General features: G+C 29.5%; 23 protein-coding genes. 12 read left to right on the top strand and 11 right to left on the bottom strand.

Annotated features, from left to right (window positions below):
- Positions 1-4 precede the first annotated feature (4 nt).
- The 10 genes from ABXT47_RS04565 (at position 5) to ABXT47_RS04520 (ending at position 9408) form a co-directional block, all read left to right on the top strand.
- Complete coding sequence (locus ABXT47_RS04565; RefSeq protein WP_415307953.1) at positions 5-616, top strand: molybdenum cofactor guanylyltransferase; 612 nt, start codon at positions 5-7, stop codon at positions 614-616.
- A gap of 1 nt (position 617) precedes the next feature.
- Positions 618-1865: a molybdopterin molybdotransferase MoeA gene (locus ABXT47_RS04560; RefSeq protein WP_415307952.1), complete on the top strand. Its 1248-nt coding sequence runs from the start codon at positions 618-620 to the stop codon at positions 1863-1865.
- Between the two features lie 48 nt (positions 1866-1913).
- Positions 1914-2819 carry a DMT family transporter gene (locus ABXT47_RS04555; protein WP_415307951.1) on the top strand — a complete coding sequence of 302 codons (906 nt, stop codon included), beginning with the start codon at positions 1914-1916 and terminating at the stop codon, positions 2817-2819.
- Positions 2820-2824: 5 nt separating this feature from the next.
- Positions 2825-4039: an aminopeptidase P family protein gene (locus ABXT47_RS04550; RefSeq protein WP_415307950.1), complete on the top strand. Its 1215-nt coding sequence runs from the start codon at positions 2825-2827 to the stop codon at positions 4037-4039.
- Between the two features lie 7 nt (positions 4040-4046).
- Positions 4047-5162, top strand: coding sequence for a serine/threonine protein kinase (locus tag ABXT47_RS04545; RefSeq protein ID WP_415307949.1), 1116 nt, complete (start codon positions 4047-4049; stop codon positions 5160-5162).
- Between the two features lie 2 nt (positions 5163-5164).
- Positions 5165-6208 carry a threonine aldolase family protein gene (locus tag ABXT47_RS04540; protein ID WP_415307948.1) on the top strand — a complete coding sequence of 348 codons (1044 nt, stop codon included), beginning with the start codon at positions 5165-5167 and terminating at the stop codon, positions 6206-6208.
- The gene (locus ABXT47_RS04535) at positions 6208-6360 is read left to right on the top strand and encodes a hypothetical protein (RefSeq protein WP_168606561.1); all 153 of its coding nucleotides are present in this window, start codon (positions 6208-6210) and stop codon (positions 6358-6360) included. The genes ABXT47_RS04540 and ABXT47_RS04535 overlap by 1 nt, the downstream gene beginning before the upstream one ends.
- Positions 6361-7490: 1130 nt before the next feature.
- Entirely contained in the window at positions 7491-7811 is a 321-nt protein-coding gene (locus tag ABXT47_RS04530) for a hypothetical protein (protein WP_415307947.1), read from the top strand.
- 38 nt (positions 7812-7849) lie between these two features.
- Complete coding sequence (locus ABXT47_RS04525; RefSeq protein WP_415307946.1) at positions 7850-8587, top strand: hypothetical protein; 738 nt, start codon at positions 7850-7852, stop codon at positions 8585-8587.
- Positions 8588-8664: 77 nt separating this feature from the next.
- Positions 8665-9408, top strand: coding sequence for a hypothetical protein (locus ABXT47_RS04520; RefSeq protein ID WP_415307945.1), 744 nt, complete (start codon positions 8665-8667; stop codon positions 9406-9408).
- 115 nt (positions 9409-9523) lie between these two features.
- On the opposite strand, the gene ABXT47_RS04515 is transcribed toward ABXT47_RS04520, so the two are convergent.
- From ABXT47_RS04515 to ABXT47_RS04505, 3 genes are all read right to left on the bottom strand, one after another.
- The gene (locus ABXT47_RS04515) at positions 9524-9751 is read right to left on the bottom strand and encodes a hypothetical protein (RefSeq protein ID WP_415307944.1); all 228 of its coding nucleotides are present in this window, start codon (positions 9749-9751) and stop codon (positions 9524-9526) included.
- A 2-nt stretch (positions 9752-9753) separates the two neighbouring features.
- The gene (locus ABXT47_RS04510) at positions 9754-10461 is read right to left on the bottom strand and encodes a hypothetical protein (protein WP_415307943.1); all 708 of its coding nucleotides are present in this window, start codon (positions 10459-10461) and stop codon (positions 9754-9756) included.
- A 114-nt stretch (positions 10462-10575) separates the two neighbouring features.
- Positions 10576-11061 carry a YajQ family cyclic di-GMP-binding protein gene (locus ABXT47_RS04505; RefSeq protein ID WP_415307942.1) on the bottom strand — a complete coding sequence of 162 codons (486 nt, stop codon included), beginning with the start codon at positions 11059-11061 and terminating at the stop codon, positions 10576-10578.
- A gap of 89 nt (positions 11062-11150) precedes the next feature.
- Here ABXT47_RS04505 and ABXT47_RS04500 point away from each other — a divergent pair, with 89 nt between their 5' ends.
- A complete protein-coding gene (locus tag ABXT47_RS04500; protein WP_415307941.1) occupies positions 11151-11357 on the top strand; it encodes a SlyX family protein in 207 nt (68 codons plus the stop codon).
- A 16-nt stretch (positions 11358-11373) separates the two neighbouring features.
- A complete protein-coding gene (locus ABXT47_RS04495; RefSeq protein WP_415307940.1) occupies positions 11374-12555 on the top strand; it encodes an NAD(P)/FAD-dependent oxidoreductase in 1182 nt (393 codons plus the stop codon).
- Here ABXT47_RS04495 and ABXT47_RS04490 read toward each other — a convergent pair.
- The 8 genes from ABXT47_RS04490 to ABXT47_RS04455 form a co-directional block, all read right to left on the bottom strand.
- Complete coding sequence (locus ABXT47_RS04490; RefSeq protein WP_415307939.1) at positions 12552-13853, bottom strand: MFS transporter; 1302 nt, start codon at positions 13851-13853, stop codon at positions 12552-12554. The two genes, ABXT47_RS04495 and ABXT47_RS04490, sit on opposite strands and share 4 nt — an antisense overlap.
- A 58-nt stretch (positions 13854-13911) precedes the next feature.
- A complete protein-coding gene (locus ABXT47_RS04485; protein ID WP_415307938.1) occupies positions 13912-14772 on the bottom strand; it encodes a DMT family transporter in 861 nt (286 codons plus the stop codon).
- Positions 14769-15698 carry a glutathione synthase gene (gene gshB / locus ABXT47_RS04480; RefSeq protein ID WP_415307937.1) on the bottom strand — a complete coding sequence of 310 codons (930 nt, stop codon included), beginning with the start codon at positions 15696-15698 and terminating at the stop codon, positions 14769-14771. The genes ABXT47_RS04485 and gshB overlap by 4 nt, the downstream gene beginning before the upstream one ends.
- Positions 15688-16983 carry a glutamate--cysteine ligase gene (locus ABXT47_RS04475; RefSeq protein ID WP_415307936.1) on the bottom strand — a complete coding sequence of 432 codons (1296 nt, stop codon included), beginning with the start codon at positions 16981-16983 and terminating at the stop codon, positions 15688-15690. The genes gshB and ABXT47_RS04475 overlap by 11 nt, the downstream gene beginning before the upstream one ends.
- Positions 16984-17064: 81 nt before the next feature.
- On the bottom strand, positions 17065-18546 hold the full coding sequence (purF, locus tag ABXT47_RS04470) for an amidophosphoribosyltransferase (RefSeq protein ID WP_415307935.1): 1482 nt from the start codon (positions 18544-18546) through the stop codon (positions 17065-17067).
- A complete protein-coding gene (locus ABXT47_RS04465; RefSeq protein WP_415307934.1) occupies positions 18500-19045 on the bottom strand; it encodes a CvpA family protein in 546 nt (181 codons plus the stop codon). Before ABXT47_RS04465 ends, purF begins: the two co-directional genes overlap by 47 nt.
- A 5-nt stretch (positions 19046-19050) precedes the next feature.
- Positions 19051-21435, bottom strand: a complete 2385-nt coding sequence (locus tag ABXT47_RS04460; RefSeq protein WP_415307933.1) for an efflux RND transporter permease subunit — start codon at positions 21433-21435, stop codon at positions 19051-19053.
- Positions 21436-21457: 22 nt separating this feature from the next.
- Positions 21458-22876: a replicative DNA helicase gene (locus tag ABXT47_RS04455; protein ID WP_415307932.1), complete on the bottom strand. Its 1419-nt coding sequence runs from the start codon at positions 22874-22876 to the stop codon at positions 21458-21460.
- Between the last annotated feature and the right edge of the window lie 8 nt (positions 22877-22884).

Raw genomic sequence — 22884 nt, 5'->3', positions numbered from 1 at the left:
ATTTATGGAAGATAACAATATTTTAGCTGTTGTGCTAGCGGGCGGAAAATCAAAGAGATTTGGTGAAGATAAAAACCAGACAAAACTTGGTGATAAAACATTGTTAGAGCACGTTTTATCAAAAATTAGCAGTAAATATGAAGAGATACTTATTGTCTCAAGCCACAGTTTAGATACAAAAAAAATAAAAAATGTAACAATAATTCCTGATTGCTTAGATGACTTTGGACCATTAGCAGGCGTTTTAAGTTCAATGAAATGGGTTAAAGAAAATCAAAAATCGTATCAGTGGATTGCAACATTTCCATCAGACACACCTTTTTTTGAAATCTCAATTATTGATGAATATCAAAAAAGAATTAAAATGAAAGATAGCTTATTGTATTTTATTAAATCAAATAACAGAAGGCACAACATTTTTGGTTTATGGTCAATTGAATTATTAAAACCACTGGAAAATGATTTGATTAATAATAATTTTAGAAAAGTAGAGGATTGGGCAAATAAAATAGGAGTAAAAACAATTGATATAGAACTTAAAGAATTTGATCCCTTTTTTAATATAAATACCAAAGAAGATTTAGAAGAAGCAAAAAAAATACTAAAGAAAAATTAAAATGATTAATTATAAAGAAGCTAAGAAAATCTTAATAAAATCAAAGATAAAAATTAGAGATGAAATTATTAACTCATCAAAGTCATTAAACAGGATTAATGCATTAGATATCTATTCAGCTGTAAATTATCCAGCAGGAACTAATGCTGCATTTGATGGTTTTGCAATTAATTCAAAAGATACAAGCAAGTTAAATAAAAATAATTCACAAAACTTTAAAATTTTAAAGACTATATCTGCGGGAGATAATCCGTATTTAAAAAAAATAAATAAGTTTGAAGCTGTTGAAGTAATGACAGGTGCGCTTATACCTAAAAATTTTGACACTATAATTCCAATAGAAAAAATTGTTTTTAATAAAAATAGAAAATTTATCTTAATTAATGAAAAAATAAAAAACAAACAACACATTAGATATGCTGGATCAGATTATAAAAAAAGAGACTTGGTAATTAAAAAAGGCACCATAATTCAACCTTCTCATATATTAGCTTTTAAAACATTAGGCATAATAAATATAAAAGTTAAAAAGAAGCCCAATATTTTATTTTTTTCAACAGGAAATGAAATTTCTAATAATAGTGATATTGCTAATTGGAAAGTTAGAAACTCTAATAGTTATTATATAAAATCCATATCTAATAATTTTCTATTTAATTTTATAGATGGTGGAATTTTAAGGGATAAAGACGAAAATCTTTTTAAAAAAAAGATAGAAAAAAGTTTTAAATCAAAAATAGATATTATAGTTACTTCGGGTGCCGTATCTGCTGGTAAACACGATTTTGTTCCCTTTGTAATTAAAAAATTTAATTTATCTAACTTTTTTAAAGGTGTTTCTATTAGACCTGGTAAACCAATATTATTTGCTAAGTTTAATAAAATAGAAAAAGCTATTTTTGGACTACCAGGCAATCCTATCTCTTCATCTGCTTGTTTTAGATTTTTTGTTTTTCCTTATCTACTTAACATTCTAGGGGTTAAGGCTGAAAAACCATTTAAAGCTAAATTAAAAAATGATTATTCTAAGAGTAAAAAAATTATTAGATTTTTAAAAGCAAAATTAACTTCAACTAATGGTGGAAAAATAGAATTACAGGTCTTAAAAGGTCAAGAGTCATTCAGAATTAAATCATTTGTAGAATCAAATGTCTGGGGTCTCTTCAAAGATGGACAATCTATATTCAAAAAGGGAGAGTTAATTGATTGTTACTCTCCAATTGTATCGAATATTGATATTTTTAAATAAAGCTCATTTTTATTGTAGTCCAAAATAATTACTATTAAATAATGATTAATGATTGAATTAAAAAATGAAAAGATTGCAATTCCAGTTGTTTTAATAGCTGGCTTAATATGGTCTTTTGGTCCTTTAGTAGTTAGATACATGAATGAACCAAATCTTGTTCCATGGCAGTATATTTTTGCGCGTGGGCTAACAATTTTTCTAATTCTAAATCTTTATCTTTTTTTTGAAGAAGGAAAAAATTTTTATAAAAATTATTTTAGGATAGGTTGGTCAGGTATTGTTGGTGGAACGGGTCTTGGGATTGCAATGATCACATTTATATATTCAATTACCAATACAAGTGCTGCTATTACTTTACTTTGTTTAGCTGCAATGCCTTTTTTTACTGCTTTGTTAGGTTTTTTATTTTTAAAAGAAAGAATATCAATTAATGTTTGGATAGCTATTGTCATTGCAACTATTGGAATTATAATTATTGCCCTAGGCAACACTCAAAAGAGTTCTTTGTTAGGTCTTATATTTGGAATGGTTTCTTCAATTGGTTTTTCTGTCTTTTCAGTAACATTAAGATGGAGAAAAGAGACTCCAAAATTTACTACTGTTGCTTTTGCTGGATTTTTTTGTTTTGTAGTTGCAGCGATAGTTATTTTAACCAACGATATGGTTTTTTTATCTACAAGTTATAATAGTGCTTTGTTTTCTGTACATGGAACTTTGGTTTGCATGGGGTTAATTTTATATTCTATAGGATCAAAAGCAATACCAGCAGCTGAACTTACTTTGCTTTCACTGACAGAAGTAATTGGTGGAATTTTTTGGGTATGGATACCCTTTTTAGGTATTAATGAAATACCTTCCACTAATACCATTATAGGTGGCTTCTTTCTTTTTATGTCGATTATTTATTATAGTCTTACAATAAAAACTAATAGAAGATTTATTGCACTAAATTAATTAAAATGGAAAGACCAGATTTTTTTACATTAAAAAATGGCGATAAGGCAAAACTTCCTTTTACAGACCAAGAGTATCAAAGTCGGCTATCTAATTTAAGAATTGTAATGAGTAAAAATAATCATGATATGATTATTTTAACATCAATGCATAATATTGCTTATTATACTGGTTTTATTTATTGCTCTTTCGGCAGACCCTATGGTTGTGTTGTAACAGCTAATAAAATTTCAACAATTTCAGCAAATATAGATGCTAGTCAACCTTGGAGAAGATCACATTGTGATAATGTAATCTTTACTGACTGGAAAAGAGATAATTTTTTAAAAGCTATTGTTTCAATTATCGGAAGAGATGAACCTCCAAAAAATATTGGTATTGAAAATGATCATGTAACTTTAGATGTTAAAGAAAAACTAACTTCAATTTTTACATTTTCAGTTTTTAGTGATGTATCAAAAGATTTGATGAAACTTAGAATGATTAAATCACCTGAAGAAATAGAAATTATCAAAAATGGAGCAAGAATAGCTGATCTTGGAGGTGAGGAGATTAAAAAAAATATTAAGGTTGGGGAAAGTGAGCTTGAGATTGCAATAGCGGGCAGAGATAAAATGGAACGTGAAATTGCAAAAACGTATCCTGATGCAGAATTCATGGATACTTGGGTTTGGTTTCAATCAGGATTGAATACTGATGGTGCGCATAATCCAAAAACTAATAGAAAATTAAAATCAGGAGACATTCTATCTTTAAATACATTTCCAATGATTTCAGGATACTATACGGCTCTTGAGAGAACTCTTTTTGTAGATAAAATTGACGATGCATCTTTAAAAGCATGGGAAGCAAATGTTAAAGTTCATAAAAGAGGCTTAGAATTAATTAAACCAGGTGTAAAATGTTCGTCTATTTGTCATGAACTGAATGAACTTTTTGCTGAGCTTGGTTATCTTCATTATCGAACATTTGGTTATGGCCATTCATTTGGTGTCCTATCTCATTTTTATGGAAGAGAAGCTGGATTAGAATTGCGTGAAGACATAGATACTGTCTTAGAGGAGAATATGGTTATTTCAATGGAACCGATGATCATGATACCAGAAGGAACTTCAGGAGCTGGTGGATATAGAGAACATGATATCTTGGTTATAGGGAAAGATAACGCTGAAAACATTACTAAGTTCCCTTTTGGTCCAGAACATAATATTATCAAGTAATAAATTTATGAGTGAAAAAAAAACTATAGTTAATAGTTGGAATGAGTGGGACCCTTTAAAACATGTAATTGTTGGTAAGGCTGATGGTACTTGTATCCCTGCACCTGAACCAGCACTGGATGCAAAGGTGCCAGAAGACTCTGATATGCGTGGTCAATTTGGACCAAGAACGAAAGACACAGTTGATAAGGCAAATCAGTTGTTAGATGATTTTTCAAATATGCTAATTAAAAGAGGTATTAAAGTAGACAGACCAGATCCAATAGATTTTAATAAAAAAACATCAACTCCAGATTGGGAAGTAGGTACAATGTTTGGCTGTATGCCACCAAGAGATGTTTTATTAACTGTTGGAAGTGAAATTTTAGAAGCAACGATGAGTTATAGATGTAGATGGTTCGAATATCTATGTTACAGACCTTTGTTAAAAAAATATTATGATGATGATCCTAATATGAGACATGAAGCTGCTCCTAAACCAAGATTAACTGATGCAGATTACAGAAAAGATTATTTATCAGATAAAATTGGTATTCAAAAAAGATTAGAATGGACTGAAGACAAGTTTTTTGTAACAACCGAAGAAGAAGCCTTATTTGATGCAGCGGATGTTTTAAGATTTGGCAAAGATTTAGTTGTTCAACATGGTTTTACAACTAATCTTAAAGGGATTGATTGGCTTAAAAGACATTACAAAGACCATAGAATTCATGCTGTTAATTTTCCAGGTGATCCTTATCCAATTCATATTGATGCAACATTTACACCTATTAAAGAAGGTTTAATTATTAATAATCCACAAAGAAAACTTCCAAAAGAACAAAGAAAATTATTTGAAAACAATGGATGGGAAATTATTGATAGCGCACAACCAGCACATAATGAGCCACCACCATTATGTTATTCTTCAACTTGGCTTTCAATGAACGTTCTAGTGTTAGATCCAAAAACTGTTTGTGTTGAAAAAAGTGAAGTTTATCAAGCTGAACAATTAGATAAATTAGGAATGGAAGTAATACCGGTTGAAATGAGAGATGCTTATGCATTTGGTGGAGGTCTTCATTGTTGTACAGCGGATGTTTATAGAGAAGGTGAGTTAAAAGATTATTTTCCAAAACAATAAATATGGAAAAAATTAAAACAAAAAGAGAGCGAGTAAAATTTGCTTCAGATAATGTTGCAGGTGCTTGTCCTGAAGTATTAGACGCAATTTTAAAAGCTAATGATGGAGATAGAGCTCCCTATGGTGAAGATGAAATTTCAAAAAATTTACAAGATAAATTTTCAGAAATATTTGAAAAAGAGGTAATTGTTTTTCCAACATCTTCCGGAACTGCGGCTAATGCACTAGCTTTATCTACGATGACACCATCTTTTGGAAATATCTATTGTCACAAACTTTCTCATATTAATGTAGATGAATGTGGAGCACCTGAATTTTATACTGGGGGAGCAAAATTAGTAAATCTTAACGGAGTTAATGGAAAAATTACAGCTGAGGAGCTCAATAAATCAATTAGTGGGAAGGGCGTTGTTCATCACACTCAACCTTCATCAGTAAGTATTACACAACTTTGCGAAACAGGTGAAGCTTATGAATTAGATGAAATAAAAAAAATATCAGAAATTGCTCATAATCATAAACTTAATATGCATATGGACGGAGCTAGGTTTGCTAATGCTTTAGTTTCATTAGATTGTAGCCCTGCAGAAATGACTTGGAAATCTGGTATTGATGTTCTTTCTTTTGGAGCAACTAAAAATGGATGTTTAGCAGCAGAAGCTATTATTTTTTTCAAACCAGAGTTAGTTGGTAACTTACCTTTTTTAATGAAAAGAGCGGGGCATTTACTCTCAAAAATGAGTTTTGTATCAGCACAATTAGATGCTTATATCACAAATGAAGTTTGGCTAAGAAATGCAAAACATGCAAACGCTATGGGTAAAAAATTAAGTCAAGGTTTAGATCTACACAAAAATATTGAATTGGCTTATCCTACTGATGCAAATGAAATATTTGTAAAGATACCAAAAGATATAATTGATAAATTAAATTCAGAAGGATATACAATCAATGATGATGAGTGGGACGGTAAGGCGGTTAGATTAGTTACAGCATGGAATACTAATCTATCTGATATTGAGACCTTTTTAAATTTAATTAAGTAATGCCTAGAAAACCTAACTATAAAGACTTATTAAAAAAATTTAAAAAAAGAAATATTAAAAATCCAGAAAGAATAGCAACAGCCTATGTTAAAGGATTGACTGCAGGATCCAAAAAAAAGGCTGCTAAAAATTTAGCAGGGATCATAGATTAAAGAAAAAAGGACCTAGAATTGCTGAATTCTAACTAGCGACTATTCCACACCTAGATACCCAATTTATGATTTAGTAGAGTTTATTATGGCTAGATTAGATGGAATCATTGAACCAATATATTTTTTGATTACCTCAATAACATTTATATTATTAAGTATAATCCAATATAAAAAATTTGGAAAAACTAGGGAAACAAAATATCTCGCAGGTTTGTCAATTTTTTTCTTATGTAGCTATATTGCTATAATTTTTAAAAATTAGAATGATCAAATTTATTCTGCCAGCTATAGCTGTTCTTTTCATTGTAGTATTCTGGGAAAAAATTACTGAAATAGTTTTCAAAAAATTTAATATTAGGTTGAATTATATTATTGTGAGTACTGTGTTAATAACTATCACTATAATAATTTTATTAATCAATTATGGATGAATCTAATTATTAAAAAATTTTTGGAATCGTGGCCATAGGATTATCTGGGATACACTGTCCACAAACTGTCCACAAAAGTGGGTTGGAACAAAATGTTCTCTTGCTTAACTTGGGTTCTCTTTCAAAAAGTTAATATAATCAACAACTTCTTGAAACTTTTCATCAGGAATATCTTTATATGAGTTGCCAAACTTCTCTTTGACACAGAGAGTAATAGTGAAAACCACCTATCCCTTCTAGTCCCTTTAGGTCCCAAAACCCTTATGGTTACTTAGTTACTAAAATATACTTGGTGTTAATACTAAGCAATTTTAATGACAAAACCACAAACAAACCACAAACATTTCCGAGTGCTCATTAACCATCATTCCTTCACCTAGACACTAAGATATTCATTTGCTAACAGTGCAATAAAGAATTTATCGAGTCTGATGGTCAGCAAAAAAAATTAAGAAAAATTCTCAACTCACTCAACGAGTGCATTTATTTTTTAGAATGGGAAGCATGAAAGAAACATGAAAAAAAATAATATAGATTTCTCAACATGAATTTAGGATTGCCAGTTGATTGGCAGTCAACTGCTCTTTGTCGTATTTTTATTGAAAAACTTTTTCATCATTCATATATTAATTACTTCATCAACAAGGAGCTTCACTAGCATGTACTGCTTTAGTACAAATTAAACCGATGGAGAATAAAATGTTAAATAATACATTTAACCAAGAAGACAAACCAACAGAGCAATACATTTATTTAAGTAAAATTAAGTTTGATGTGTTGAGACATATTCTAGCATTTTCGCTAGCTAAACAATACTCACCAACCTTTGCTGAAGTTGCAAGAAGATTTAGATTTTCTAGAGCTAGAGTAGGTAAAATCGTGAGTGAACTGTTCTTAATGGGGTTTATCACAAAAGGTAAGTCAGCTCATAGAAACATTAGAATTGATGATTACCAAAGAGAAGTAATTGAGCAACTTCAATTTAATCGTGAGTATCCAGTTAAAGCTACTATTAACTAATATAAGTATGGGTGGTGTTCTGCATCACCCAAAAAAACATGCAAGCTAAATTTAATAAAAAAACTTCCTTTGCTTATTTGATGGGTGTTTATCTTGGAGATGGAGAGATTAATAAAAGCTATAAATTTGAAGTATTTCGTCTTAATACAAAAGATAAAGATTTTGCTGAAACTACTAAACAGGCAATATTAATATGTAGAGGTGACGAATATAACCTTAAAAAAAGTACAGCTTTTACTGGCAAGTTAAGAAAACTAACTTTAACTGAACATGAAGTTACCATGAGAAAAGTTTATAAAGTAAAACCTGCAAATTATTTTAATGTTTACGCTTCAAGTGCAAAATTGTTTAAGAAAATGGCCAAGATGACTAATAATAAAACGAAGTTTCCAAAAGAAATATTCAATTGGACTAAAGAAGAAAGAAAATATTTTATAATTGGTCAAATGGATAGTGAGGGTTACGTTGCTAAACCTAATAAGAATAAGTCACTAATAACATCCACTGGCAGATCTGTACATATGGGTTTTAAAATTACAGACACGTACATATTTAAGAATTTTTTGAAACTGTTAGATATGTCAAAAATAGAATATGGAAAAATAGGATCACATCCTACTAAGAATAAAATAGCCTACAGAATAACAATAAAGCTACAAAGCTGGATTAATGCTGGGTTCTTTTTATCAATCAAAAGAAAACAAGATTTAATAGATAAGTTTAATATAACTGAACCTTATTCAGAGAGAAGTAAGTATCCAAGAATTATAAAATAGTAATTCCATCACCTAGACACGTGATTAGAGGTTTAAAGCAAATAGACTCATGGTTCAGGATTTGTTAGTCTTGGATTATGAAAAAAGTTCTATGCATGATTATTTTAGCCATTATTTTACAAAATTGCGCTTCAAGTACCACTTCTAGAAATACCCAAGCGGATCTCGTTAAAAAAGGAGAAATTAAATTAGGAATGAATCCTTATGATGTTGAGGATTATGTGGGTGGACTTATGAGTAAATATGTCCATCGATGGGTAGCTGAAAATAGTTATGGAAAAGAGTTAGTCACATATGAATCAATAGATAGAGATAATGTGATATATTTATTTCAAGAGGAAGATCCTGAGAAACAGTTTAAGTTCTGGGGTTCTGCTGGTTATGGTGATTATGAACTTATTAAAATTTTTAATAACTACTTAGATTACTACGTATTTGTATCTGAATTGCCTAGGCTTTCCTCTAAAGACAAATCAACTTATACAACATTAAAAAACAGTCAATTAAGACAAAAAGAAAAAAATATTCCAAAAGAAGAAAAAGAAAAAATTGAAATGGTTGAAATTATTGAAAAATCAAAAAATACTTGCAAATCACTTGGGTTTGAAGAGGGCACAGAAAAATTTGTGGATTGCTCCCTAAAGCTATATTCTCAAGAGGTTGATAATAGAATAGCATTAAAAGTTGCTGAGCAAAAATCATCAACTTCTTCTAATACAGGTTCAATGGTTATATACGATCCTGTTAGAGACAGACAAAATCAAATTGACAGAGGTATGAAAATGTTAGGTGGAAAATGTACACTTGGCATAGATTGTTAATAGCAATTAAATGAAAAAACTTTTAGGGATCGTGGTTCTGGGTTATAGGATTATCTAGGACAAAACCACAAACAAACCACAAACATTTCCGAGTGGTGTTTGAATGTTCTCTTGTTTAACTTGGGTTCTCTTTCAAAAAGTTAATGTAATCAACAACTTCTTGAAACTTTTCATCAGGAATATCTTTATATGAGTTGCCAAACTTCTCTTTGACGCAAAGAGCAACATGGGCGTAGGGATTTCTTCCTTTAGGGTGATTTGGATGGCTTGGCAATTGACCCAGTAAATAATCGCCAGCTCCCTGTATCATTTTCCAGAGTTTACTTGCGTTTTCTTTATTCAAATTTAGTTGTGATAAGTTTTGTCGATTTTAAAATCTTCTAAAGTTGAAGCAGATACCTCTGAGTCTTGATTGCTATCTATCTCTTTCTTTGCAAATTCTCTTTCTTTAAATTTTTGTTCTTTTATTAATTCCTCGTGTAATTTTAATTTTTGCTCTTGATCAAATTTTTCTTCCCATTCTTTCAATTTTATATTTTCAATTTCTTTCTTTTGTTCTTCTTGTTCTCTCATTTCTTTTAAAAATTTTTCTTTTTTTCTTTTTTCCTTTAATTCTTTATTTTTTTGCTCCTCTTCTCTAATTCCTAAATCTAATTCTTTTCTATTTTGCTCTTCTCCTTTGATTTTTAGCTCTTTTTCTTTTACCTTGAGATCTTTATCAATTAGCCCTAGATCTTCATCTTTTTTATTTATTCTTTTATTTTCTACTTTAAGAGAATCTTCTTTAATTTTTAATTCTATATCTTTTAAATTTAATTTATCATTTTCTTTTTTAAGTTTTTCTTCTAAAATTTTTAATTCTTTTTTTTCTTTTAAAATCTCATTTTTTTGTTCGAGTTTTTTTAACTTAATTTCTTTGATTTTTTTCTTTTCAAGGTTCTTCATATACTTTGAATATGCATTACTTAAAGTATTGGTGGTAATAGATGCTAACTTTATTAAGTTAGACTTATTTTTTTTAGTTTTAATTTTTTTTCTTTTTTTTAAAGTCATTTTTTATAAGAATTATTTGACCAAAAAAATTATTAATATTCAACTAGATTTATAATAATTTCTGTTAAATACTGTCTAAATTGAGTTCAACTTAAGATTGTTATTTTATGACGTTTAGTCTCTAAAGTTTACAAATTCTATTGGAAGACCAATATCAATGGCTTCTATTGCTGACATTGTTTCCTGAAGGTCATCTCTTTTTTTTCCTTCTGCTCGTAACTCTTCTCCTTGAATTTTAATCTGAATTTTAAGTTTTAGTTTTTTTATTTCAGCAATAATTTTTTTTGCATTTTCTTGGCTAATACCTTCTTCTAGTTCACTAACTTGTCTAATCGATGAACCTGCAGCATTTTCTGAATTTTTAATTGCTATCACTCTTGGATCTACTTTTCGTCTTATAAGATGAACTTGTAATAATTCATTTACTTGTTTTAATTTTAATGCATCGGGTGCTAATGTGGTGATAATCTTATCTTTTCTTTCAATTGAAATATCAAGTCCCTTAAAGTCAAATCGATTACCAATTTCTCTTAGGCAGTTGGCAAGGGCATTATCAAATTCTGGGTAACTAATTTTACTGATTACATCAAATGAAGGCATAATTTTTATTATCTAATGATTTAACCATAACAAAAATTTTCATAATTGACTATTTGATTTATTTTGAAACTCTTTTAAGTTGCACTTATATGGAAGATTTAGTCAAAAAGTTAGAAGAACAGATCAGCTTTCTTCAAAATGAAATATCTCAAATGAGTGATGAACTGTATTCTCAACAAAAAGAGGTATCTGTTTTAAAAAAACAAATTTCAAACGTTGAAAAAAGAATTAATGAATTAGAGAACAGTGATGAAGCAGGTATGGTCATGGTTGATAAAAAACCTCCACATTATTAAACTTTATTATTAATCTATGACAGAAAAATTTGATGTTATTGTAGTAGGTGCAGGTGCAGCAGGTATGATGAGCGCTATAGAAGCTGGCAAACGTGGAAGAAAAGTACTTTTAGTTGATCATGCAAAAAAAATAGGAGAAAAAATTAGAATATCAGGTGGTGGAAGATGTAATTTTACAAATATACACACTCATCCTAGTAAGTTTATTTCAAATAATCCAAAATTTGTAATATCAGCTTTAAAACAATACACCCAAAATAACTTCATAGATTTAATAAAGAAACACAATATTAAATTCCATGAAAAAAAATTAGGACAACTCTTTTGTGATGAAAGTGCTCAACAGATCATAGATATGTTGCTATTAGAGTGCAAGATGGCAAATGTAGTTTTAAAAAAAGATACAACAATTGATGATATTGATAAAAAAGATAATAAATATTTTATAATTGTTGGTGACAATAAATATTTTTGTGAATCTTTAATTATTGCAACAGGTGGTCTATCTATTCCAAAAATCGGAGCAAGTAAGTTTGGCTACGATATCGCTCAAAAATTTAATTTGAAAATTATCGAAACATTACCTGCGTTAGTTCCTTTGACTTTTAGTGAAAAAATACTAGCAATATGTAAAGAGCTTACAGGGTTATCTGTTGAAGCAGTTGTTTCATTTAAAAAGACTTTTTTTGAGGAAGGAATGTTGTTTACCCATAGAGGTTTGAGTGGACCCTCTATATTACAAATTTCTTCTTATTGGAAATTGGGAGATAATATCAAAGTCAACTTATCACCAAAACTAGATGTAGATAGATTTCTAAATGATAGAAAAGTTTCTAATCCTAAACAAGATATAAATATTATAGTTTCTGAAATCCTTCCTAAACGATTAGCTCATATAATCTGTAATGAAAATAACGTTAATGGAAATATATGTGAATTATCTAACAAAGTATTAACCAGCTTGAGTAATTCTATAAATGCCTGGGTGATAAATCCGATTGGAAGTGAAGGTTATAGAACTGCAGAAGTTACTTTGGGTGGTATTGATACTGAAGAAATTTCCTCTAAAACAATGATGTCCAATAAACACCCCGGATTATTTTTTATTGGAGAAGTTGTAGATGTTACTGGTCATCTAGGTGGTTATAATTTTCAATGGGCTTGGTCTTCTGGATATGTGGCAGGCCAATATGCTTAAAGTTTTCTAACTAGTTGAGCCTCTTCAGGTTTTTTTGGTTCTTCAATAGGTTCTGTTGTTGGATTTAATTCAATACCAGCAGGTGTAATGGTTGAAGGCATAGCAACAAATTGAGAGTCTGGGTTTTCAACTGTCTCTCTAACTCTCATTCTATAGATACCAAACACACCTATTAAAGCATGAAAGAAAAGTAAAAATACAAAAAAACCATTAGAGCCAACAATATTCATAAATATTGAACAAAGGAATGGACCACCCATGGCACCTAATCCAAATGTAAACTGTATACCAGCTCCAGCTGCTACAAATTTTTCTTTTGGTATATAATCATTAGTGTGTGCACAAATCAAAGAGAACATTGGTAAGCTACAAATAGAAAAACAAATTAAAAAAATAAAAAACCATACTTTGCTTGTGGCAAGTTCACCTGGTAAATACATTTGACCTGATGATAAAATAGCAAAGAGAGCAAAAATACATGCACCAAAAGTTGAGATGACTATTACTTTCCTCCTATCATATTTATCAGAAAGTTTTCCAATAGGATATTGAGAGATAGCACCAGAAATTGCTAAAAGAAAAGTTACAAGTGATATTTGAAAAATAGTAAAATTCATTGATGCCGCATATACTGCTAACAATGTAAATAATGCTGACTGGATTGTTCCATAAAAAAGAGCACTTACCATTCCAAATGGTGAAGTTTCATAAAGTTCTTTTAATGGCATACCTTTAATTTTTTTAAATGTTGGCGGTTTTTTTTTAGTTAAGAGAATAGGTATAAGTGCAACAGATGTAATGATTGAAATTAATATGAAGGGTTCATAATTTGCGGGACTACTAAAATTTAGTAAAAACATTCCTATACCCATTGAGCCATATAAAATAACCATATAAATAGACAAAACACTTCCTCTATTTTTATTGGATGATCTATCGTTTAGCCAACTTTCAGCAACCGTATAAATACAAACCATGCTTATTCCCGTTAACAATCTTAGTGCAAACCAAACAAGAGGATTAACAAAAACTGAGTGAACTAAAATAACCAAAGATGCCAAAGATGCAAAAGCTGCAAAAACTCTAATGTGACCAACTCTAGATATAAGACCAGTAATTGTTGATGTACCAATAAAGTATCCAACAAAATACCCAGACATCATAAAGCCAGTTGCTGCAAGACTGAATTCTTCTTGAACAGCTCTTACACCTAGGAGTGAACTTTGAAATCCATAGGCCATCATTAAAAAGCCCATACCTAAAAACAATGCCCAAGAATTCTTTAAAACTTTATTCATAAAATTGACCGTACTTATTTGCGATCTAAATGTAAATCAAGTCTTAATTGTGATTAAATTAAGAATTCTTTAATTTGATAAATGAGTGGATTGCAATGGCTGTGATGATAACAACACCACCTTGCATAGTTTCAAGACTGGGCTGTTCCTTAATAATCAGCCATACCCAAATAGGACCAATTATAGTCTCTAATAAGAAGAATAGGTTCACTTCAGCCGCAGGTATGAACCTTGGAGCTATAGTGACTAGCACAAAAGGTATAGCAACACACATAATACACATTAAAGGAACTATAATTAGGTCGCTATCAACTAGCGCAAAACTTTCAATAAACAGGAGAGCAAACATGGCTACAATTAACTTTCCAACAACAGCTGCTGGGATTAAGTTTTTATCCTTTGCAGATCTAATAGTGACTGCGCCTACAGCTAAACCTAAAGCAGTTATTAAGCCTAATATATCTCCAAAAAAGTTACCTAATTGTATTGAATCGTAGAATATATAAATAGCAGCTGTAAAAGTTACAAATATCGTAATCCATGTTTTTTTATCAGGTAATTCTTTTAAAAATATTGCTCCAAGTATTGCAGACAGCATAGGAGCCATTGCAATCATAACTAATGTATTTGCAACATTGGTATTTTGTATTGAAACAACAAAAGTAATATTGGTTACAGAAAAAGTACCAATATAAAGCAGCCCATGATAGCCACTTGAAAAAAGCATTTTAAAGAAATTTAATTTATAAATTAATAACATTCCCAAAAATACAGTGATGAAAGGAATAAGACCTCGATAAAAAACAAGCCCCCAGGTATCAACATTAGAGAGCCTTATAAATAAACTATCAGGTGTGATAAACATTACTGCAACAAATGCAAGTAAAGATCCTTTTTGTTGTTCGGATAAATTGTTCAAGCTCTTAATCCTTTCCAAAATACTTTTGCAAGATTAATATTTGTAAGATCATAAAAAGATTTTAATCCTGTAGGAGAGGTTACGTTAATATCTCCATTTAATTTTTGGTCAATAAAATCAATACCAGAAAAGTAGATATCATTTTTTTTAAGATTTTTACCAATTATATTTGAAATTTTATTTTCGATTTTTGTTAATTTAACAGAAATAGGTATGGCTCCTTTACTCATGTTACTTAAAAAAGATCCTTTTTTTGGAACTCTAGAAATGGCACCACAAACTTTACCATTAATTATAAAAACTCTTTTATCTCCAAACTTAATTTTAGGTAAAAACTTTTGGCACATAATATGTCCATGTTTTTTTATAAAGCTTTTAATTAATTTAGTATTTATCTTATTTTGAAATAAATGAATATCATTTCCACTAAAGCTATGAATAGGTTTTATAATCATTTGTTTGTTTTTTGAAAAAAAATTATTAATTTCATTCATATCTTTTGTGAAAATTGTATCTGGCATATATTTTTGAAAAGATGTTGAGTATAGTTTTTCAGAGATATTTCTAATAGATGTTGGATTATTAATAATTTTAACTTTATTTTTAATCTTATCTAATATGTAAGTTGTTGAAATATATTCTAAATTAAAAGGTGGATCTTGACGTATCAAAATATACTTACATTTAGTAAGTTCTAGTTTCTGCTGATGTAATATTTTAAAAAAACGTTTATCTGAATAATTAAACTCTATGTAATATCCGTTAGCTATGACTTTATCGTTGATTATTGAAAGGTCTTTAGGCTCATAATAAAAAATCTTATATTTTAACCTTTGAGCTTCAATAGCTAGAAATATACTGGTATCAGTTAGAGGCTTTAGTTTTGAAGGATGATTACCTTGAATTGCAACTGTCTTATTTGTCATATAAATCATTTAAATTTTCATTCTTAGAAAATTTATCTATCATATGATCTGCGTTTGTTGACTTGTTATCAATTAGTTTATCCAGGTGATTTAAAAATTTAGCTTCATTATCGTTAGATTTATTCAAAATATCCCTGTTTAATAATCCTTTTCTTGAAATACCCAGTAGCAATGATGACCAATGTAATAGATCTTTTCCCATTAACTCAGTATTAAAACCTTTTTTTGGTGCCTCTAGATACGCATTAATTATTTTATTTTTATCCCACTTAGAAATTAATTCATAAGCTTCGTCTAAGTTGCCATATAAAATTCCAGTATTAAAAGCAGGTCCAGAACATAAACAGTCCCAGCCACAAGTATCCATTGATCTTAATTCTATATACTTCTTAAGTCTATTTTCTGTAAAAATTGTACTTAAGTGAGTAGTTAAATCGTCTTCAGTTGGAAGTCTGTTATTAACTTCATTAATTTTTCCATTCATGAAATCTGAAAATGAGTAATTACTTCCTGATAAATATTCTTTTTCGTTTTGAATAAATAATAAAGGAAAGTTTATTGAAAAATCTGCATATTTTTCAAAATCCATATTATCAAAAAATACCTCAGGTAAACCACCTCTAGATGTTTCTTGCCAAACTTTAGATCGATAAGAGCTGAAACCACTTTTTTGTTTTTCAACTATTGAAGAATTTGCAAACAGTGCAATAGATATAGGGACTATAGAATTTATTATTTTGAATTTTTTAATAAAATCTTTTTCTGAGTCATAATCCAAATTAAGTTGTGTACCACAAGTCCTATACATCATGTCTAAGCTCAAAGAACCACCATTAGGCATATCTTTAGTCATTACTTGATATCTTTGTTTTGGATTATTAGGAACTTCACTAAGGCTTGAAATAGGATCAAAACCAGCACTAACAATTTTTAAATTTAATTTTTTAGTTACTTGTTGTAATTCAAATAAATAATCATGAGATTCAGCACAAGCCTCATGAATATTGTTTAATTTATCTCCTGATAATTCAATTTGATTTCCAGGCTCTAGGGTGATGCTTTTTCCTTGTTTTTGTAATCCAATAATATTTCCTTTTTCCATTATTGATTTCCATCCAAACTCACTTAATAGTGAAAACATTTTAAGGACAGTAGGGTAGTCTACTCTTTTGTTTGTTTTTTCATCAAATAAAAATTTTTCATGCTCAATACCAATTTTAAAATCTTTAATATCTTTAATTCCAGATTCAAAATATTTAATTATTTGCTCTTTATGAGTGATCATTGATTTATATATAAGGGTTTAATGTTCATTTTAAAGTCTTTATGTTCAGCCCTTCTTTATGAGAATTATTTAATGGTTACTTTAGTTATTCGAAGCAGTACTCAGCAATGATAATTGAGTAATTTTATCATCACCTAGTTCATCTATAGGCTTAACAGGGTATTCACCTGTAAAATAATGATCAGTTAATTGAGGGTACGTGTCATTACGTTTTTCAAATCCTATTGCTCTATATAACCCCTCAAGTGATAAAAAATCTAAAGATTTAGCACCTATATATTTACAAATTTCTTCATTTGTTTTGTTTGCCGCAAGAAGCTCTTTTTTAGTTGGTGTGTCCACTCCATAAAAATCTGGAAATCTAATTTCTGGACAGGCAATTTTAACATGAACCTCTTTTGCACCAGCATCATAAAGCATTTTAACAATTTTATGTGAAGTTGTTCCTCTGACAAGTGAGTCATCTATCAAAATAATTCTTTTGTCTTTAATTGTAGATTGATTGGCATTTAATTTTAATTTAACCCCCAAACTTCTAATTTTTTGACTGGGTTCTATAAAAGTTCTTCCAACATAATGATTTCTAATTAAACCTAATTCAAAGTTAATTCCTAAATGTTGAGCAAAACCAAGAGCTGCTGCATTACCTGAGTCTGGTACAGGAACTACAATGTCAGCTTTAATTTTATTTTCTTTAGCAAGTTCTATTCCTAAGTTTTTTCTATGCTCATAAGCTGACTTTCCATCTAATAAACTATCTGGTCTTGCAAAATAAATATATTCAAAAACACAAGGCCTAACTTTTCTCACTGGGAAGGGTTTAAAACTTTTTAACTCATTGTTTTCAATCAAAACAATTTCACCGTTCTCTACATCTCTTATGTACTTAGCTCCTATAATATCTAGTGCGCATGTTTCAGATGCCAATACGTAACTGTCTTTTATTTTACCAATAATTAAAGGCCGTATTCCATATGGGTCCCTAACACCTATTAACGTACTTTGTGTAAGCATAACCAGTGCGTAGCCACCTTGAATTTGAAATATTGCATCAATAACCTTATCAACTGTTTTATTTCTTTTTGATTTCGCAATTAATTGAACAATCGTTTCGGTATCTGATGTAGTATAAAAAATTGCCCCATCTTCAACTAACTTGTTTCTAAGTGTAACAGAGTTAGTTAAATTTCCATTGTGAGCAACACCAATACCACCTGCATTAGTATCTGCAAAGAAAGGTTGGATATTTCTTAAAGTATTTTCACCTGTAGTACTGTATCTATTATGACCTATGGCATATTTCCCAAGTAAATTTTTTAATACTTTTTCTTTGTTAAAGTTATCTCCAACCAAACCAAATCTTTTTTCTGAATGATATCTTTCTCCATCAAATGATACAATTCCACAACCTTCTTGCCCTCTATGTTGAAGCGCATGAAGACCCAAAGCAGTTAGGGCAGCAGCATCATTACTATTGCTTATACCAAATACACCACACTCTTCTTTAAGTTTTGAATTATAATTCTTCAATTTTTTCTTTAGAATCTTGATAGTTTTTATCATTTGGAAATATTTTTATTAAATAAATACTACCTTTTTCTATGTATGGAAAGGTGTATGATTTATCAGCATTAATTGGCCATTTGCTATAACTATAGACAATATCAATAGCTGAAAATAAACAAATACAGATTGCATAACCTCTAATAAAACCAAAAAATAAACCAAAAATAGAATCGAGTCTTCCAAGGCCAACAAATTTTATGGTCTTACTAATTCCTTTATTTACTACTAATATTATAAAAATCACTAGAACAAAAATAGACAAACCCAACGTCACATCCAACACATATTCACTATCAATTATATTTTTAAAATAAGGTCTAATTCTAGGAAATAAAATCAAAGTTATCACATAGGCCAAGAGCCATTTTGAAACTGAAAGTAAACTTAAAATAAAACCATTGCTATAACATTTAATTATAGAAAAAATAGTGATGATCAAAAAAATTAAATCTATAATTGAAATTGCTTCATAAAAATCTTTTAAAACATCAATCATTTTTTTTATTTTCCAAAAGGCTTACTTATTAAAATAAGAGAGGGGAGAAGTGTCAATACAGAAATCATTGCAAGTAACATTGCTATGCCGGTGAATACACCAAAATAAATTGTGGGTATAAATTTTGAGAAAACAAGAATCGAAAAACCAAATATAATTGTTATTGAAGTATTGAGTATTGCAACACCAACAGTAGAATGACAAATTGTTAGTGTTTTATTATAATCTTTAGTTTGTAAAAATTCTTCTTTAAATCTGTAAATATAGTGAATACTATTATCTACAGCAATACCGATTGTAATCGCAGCGATTGTTATGGTCATCATGTCAAGAGGTATTCCTAATAACCCAATAATTCCTAAAATAAAAAAAGCAGCAATAAAGTTTGGAACTACTCCGATTAAAGATAATTTTATATTTCTAAATAAAACCACAAACATTATAAAAATACCTATCATTACTAGACCTAATGTAAGTATTTGTGATTTAAAAAGACTTTGAAGTAAATTGTTAAATAAAATTAAAACACCAGCAAGTTTAAATTCATCTTTGTTAAGTTTTAGTTTATTTTCTAGATCATAATTTATTTGGTTTATTAGATCATTTCTTCGCAAGCCATCTTGTGAGTCAATAATTCTTAAGCTAATTCTAGCTTCATTATTTTTTATTGAGATATATGGATCAATGATATCTTTTTTTATACTTTCTGGAATTTTTGAATAAAGAACTCCCATCTCTAGTGTCCCCAGAGGTTTATTATTATTCAATTGTGTAGCAACTTCTATAATAGAACTGAAGGATAAAACTTTACCCACTGCTGTTAAACCATCAAGATAATCATGAACTGCTTTGATTTTATCCACCTTATCTTTGGTAAACCAATATTGATCATCATTACCACTTTCTTCATCTCCCCAATCCTCAAACTCATCATCTTCATTAGATTCAGATGTTTCCTTATTAGGGAACTTTAAAATAACCTCTAAAGAAGTGGTGCCACCTAGTTTTTCATCGATAAGTTTCATACCTTTATATATTTCAGTATTTTTATTGAAATAATTTATAAAGCTATTTTCTACCTGAAGACGACTTATGCCAATTATACTTAAAATAATAACTAAACCTGTTAGAGAAAATATTGTTTTTTTATTATTGATAGAAATTTTGCTAAAAAAAGAAGTAATTTTTGAATCTTTATCTTCATTAATCTCTAACTTATTATCTGAAGTAAAACTCAAAAGAGTAGGCAACAAAGTGAATGTTATAATAAAAGATGTAATCAATCCAAAAGTCATCATCCATCCAAAATCAATAATAGGCTTAATTTCACTAAACACCAAGGACAGAAAAGCACATATAGTTGTTAATACTGTATAAATAATAGGCCAAAACATTTTTCCAACAGTCATAGAAATAACTTCGGAATTACTCAAAACTGGAAAGTCACTTCTTAGCTGCAAAAATCTTGTGCTCATATGAATGTTCATTGCCATTGTTAAAATTAACATGAGCGCAATAAAGTTAGATGAAATTACAGTGACCTTCCATCCTAAAAGACCAAGAAGTCCAGTCATTATTAAAACTGAAAAAAAACAACTACTAATTGGAATAATTATCCATATTAATTTTCTAAAAACATACCAAAGAGTTACCACGATGAATAAAAGCACGCCTAAGCCAAAAACTATAATATCACTTTTAATAAATGACATCATGTCATCAGCTATCATTGGGATTCCTCCTAGATATATTTTTCCATCATCCTCATAACTCTCAATAACCTCTCTAATCTGAAGAATATTTTTATGATTATCTTTTTTTAAAGTATCTTTATAATCTTCTATTTCTTTTTTAGTTTTATCTTTAATATTGTTATGATTATTCTCTTTAATATAGACGATGATGCCGCTTGTTTTACCATCTTCACTAATTACAAAATTTCTAAATACTGGGCTATTTAATATTTCTTCAAACCCCCTCTCTTTATCAACATCTTCATCTTTTAAGGTTTTAAAGCTTTCTAATCTTTCTTGAAGTGGTGCTTTAGAATTATTCAATAAAGGCACATCTAACAACGTAACAACATTATCAACCCAATCTAAACTCTGAATTTTATATTTTAAACTTAATAAATTATTAACTGAAGACTCTTCCACCATCCCTTTATTAGGTGTGTACGTTAAAATTAGAAATTCTTTAGATCCATATCTTTTTGTAATTTTCTTTAAATATTCAAGATCTGGGTCTCCTTCGATTAAAAGAGTATCTGAAGAAGCATCCAACCTAAAATCTTTAGAAAAATATCCAAAACTTAATAGTGTAATTAAAAGTAATACAAAAATAGATTTGGGATTTTTTAGAATAGTATTTTGGTATAAATGAGATAGCATTTAAAGCTATTTATATTGGATATTAGTTAATTTGAGTATCTTTAAATTTAGTAAACATTGCTTCAAATTCTACCATAACGTTACCAGTGGGCCCATGTCTTTGCTTTCCAATAATAAGTTCAGCTAAATTTGAGACTTCATTCATTTTAGCTTGCCATTCTGCATGTTCTACGGTTGCTGGCCTAGGTTCTTTTCTCTCTAAATAATATGCCTCTCTATAAACAAACATAACAACATCAGCGTCTTGTTCTATTGAGCCAGATTCTCTTAAATCTGATAGTTGAGGCTTATGATCATCTCTCTGTTCTACTGCTCTTGATAGTTGTGAAAGTGCAATAACAGGAAGTTTAAGCTCTTTTGCCATCGCTTTAAGTCCTTGAGTAATTTCAGAAATTTCCTGAACTCTTCCATCTCTATTATTTCCCGATCCTCTCATAAGCTGGATATAATCAACAACAATTAAATCTAAACCAAATAATCTTTTAATTCGTCTTGCCCTATTGCTCATTGCTGCAATGCTAATTGCAGGGGTCTCATCTATATATAAGGGAAGTTCAGATATGTTTTTTGAAGTTTCAATAAATTTATCAAACTGTTCATCACTTATTCTTCCTCTTCTAATATCGTTTGATTTAATTCTAGATTGCTCAGCTAAAATCCTAGTTGATAATTGCTCTGAAGACATCTCTAGAGAAAAAAAAGCAACTGCAGATTTTTTACCAGCCTCTTGTAATTTTTGGGCAGCATTAAAGGCTATATTTGTAGCTAAAGCAGTTTTACCCATAGAAGGTCTTCCAGCAATAATAATCAAATCTGAGTTATGAAGTCCACCCAGTCTATCATCTAAGTCTCTTAAACCAGTTGGTACACCAACAATCCCTTCATCATTTTTATAGGCGGCTGAAGCCATCTCAATAGTTTGTTTCATTGCTTCATCAAATTTAACTAACGAGGAATTAAAAGATCCTTTTTCAGCAAGGTCAAATAATAATCTTTCTGAGTTTTCAATTATATTTTGTCCATTTACATCTAGCGCATTTAGTTTTGCAGCATCAATTGTATTTTCTGATATCTTGATTAACTCTCTTCTCACAAACATATCATAAATAATTCTTGAATATTCTATTGCCTGTCTTGGCGGTGTAGAAAATTTTGTAACTTTAACTAGATATTCAGGAACATTTAGTTCATCTTTTTCATTTTCAAAATAATTTTTTAAGGTAATGGGATTTGCAAGCATCCCTTTATAAATAAGGCTTTCAATTGCTGAAAAAATATTCTGATGCATAGGGTCGTAAAAGTTGATACTTGAAATAATAGTATTTATTTCATCGAATATTTCGTTTTGAACTAATATTGATCCAATTACAGCTTGTTCAGCTTCAATGTTATTGGGAAGTTCTTTAAAGGCATCTTTAACAACACTTAAATTATTTACCATGAATAAAC

Origin of the sequence: Candidatus Pelagibacter sp. Uisw_099_02 (assembly GCF_047727625.1) — a bacterium.
Lineage (GTDB): Bacteria > Pseudomonadota > Alphaproteobacteria > Pelagibacterales > Pelagibacteraceae > Pelagibacter.
The sequence above is the reverse complement of the archived record's forward strand: the minus strand, read 5'-3'. Positions and strand labels throughout refer to the sequence as shown.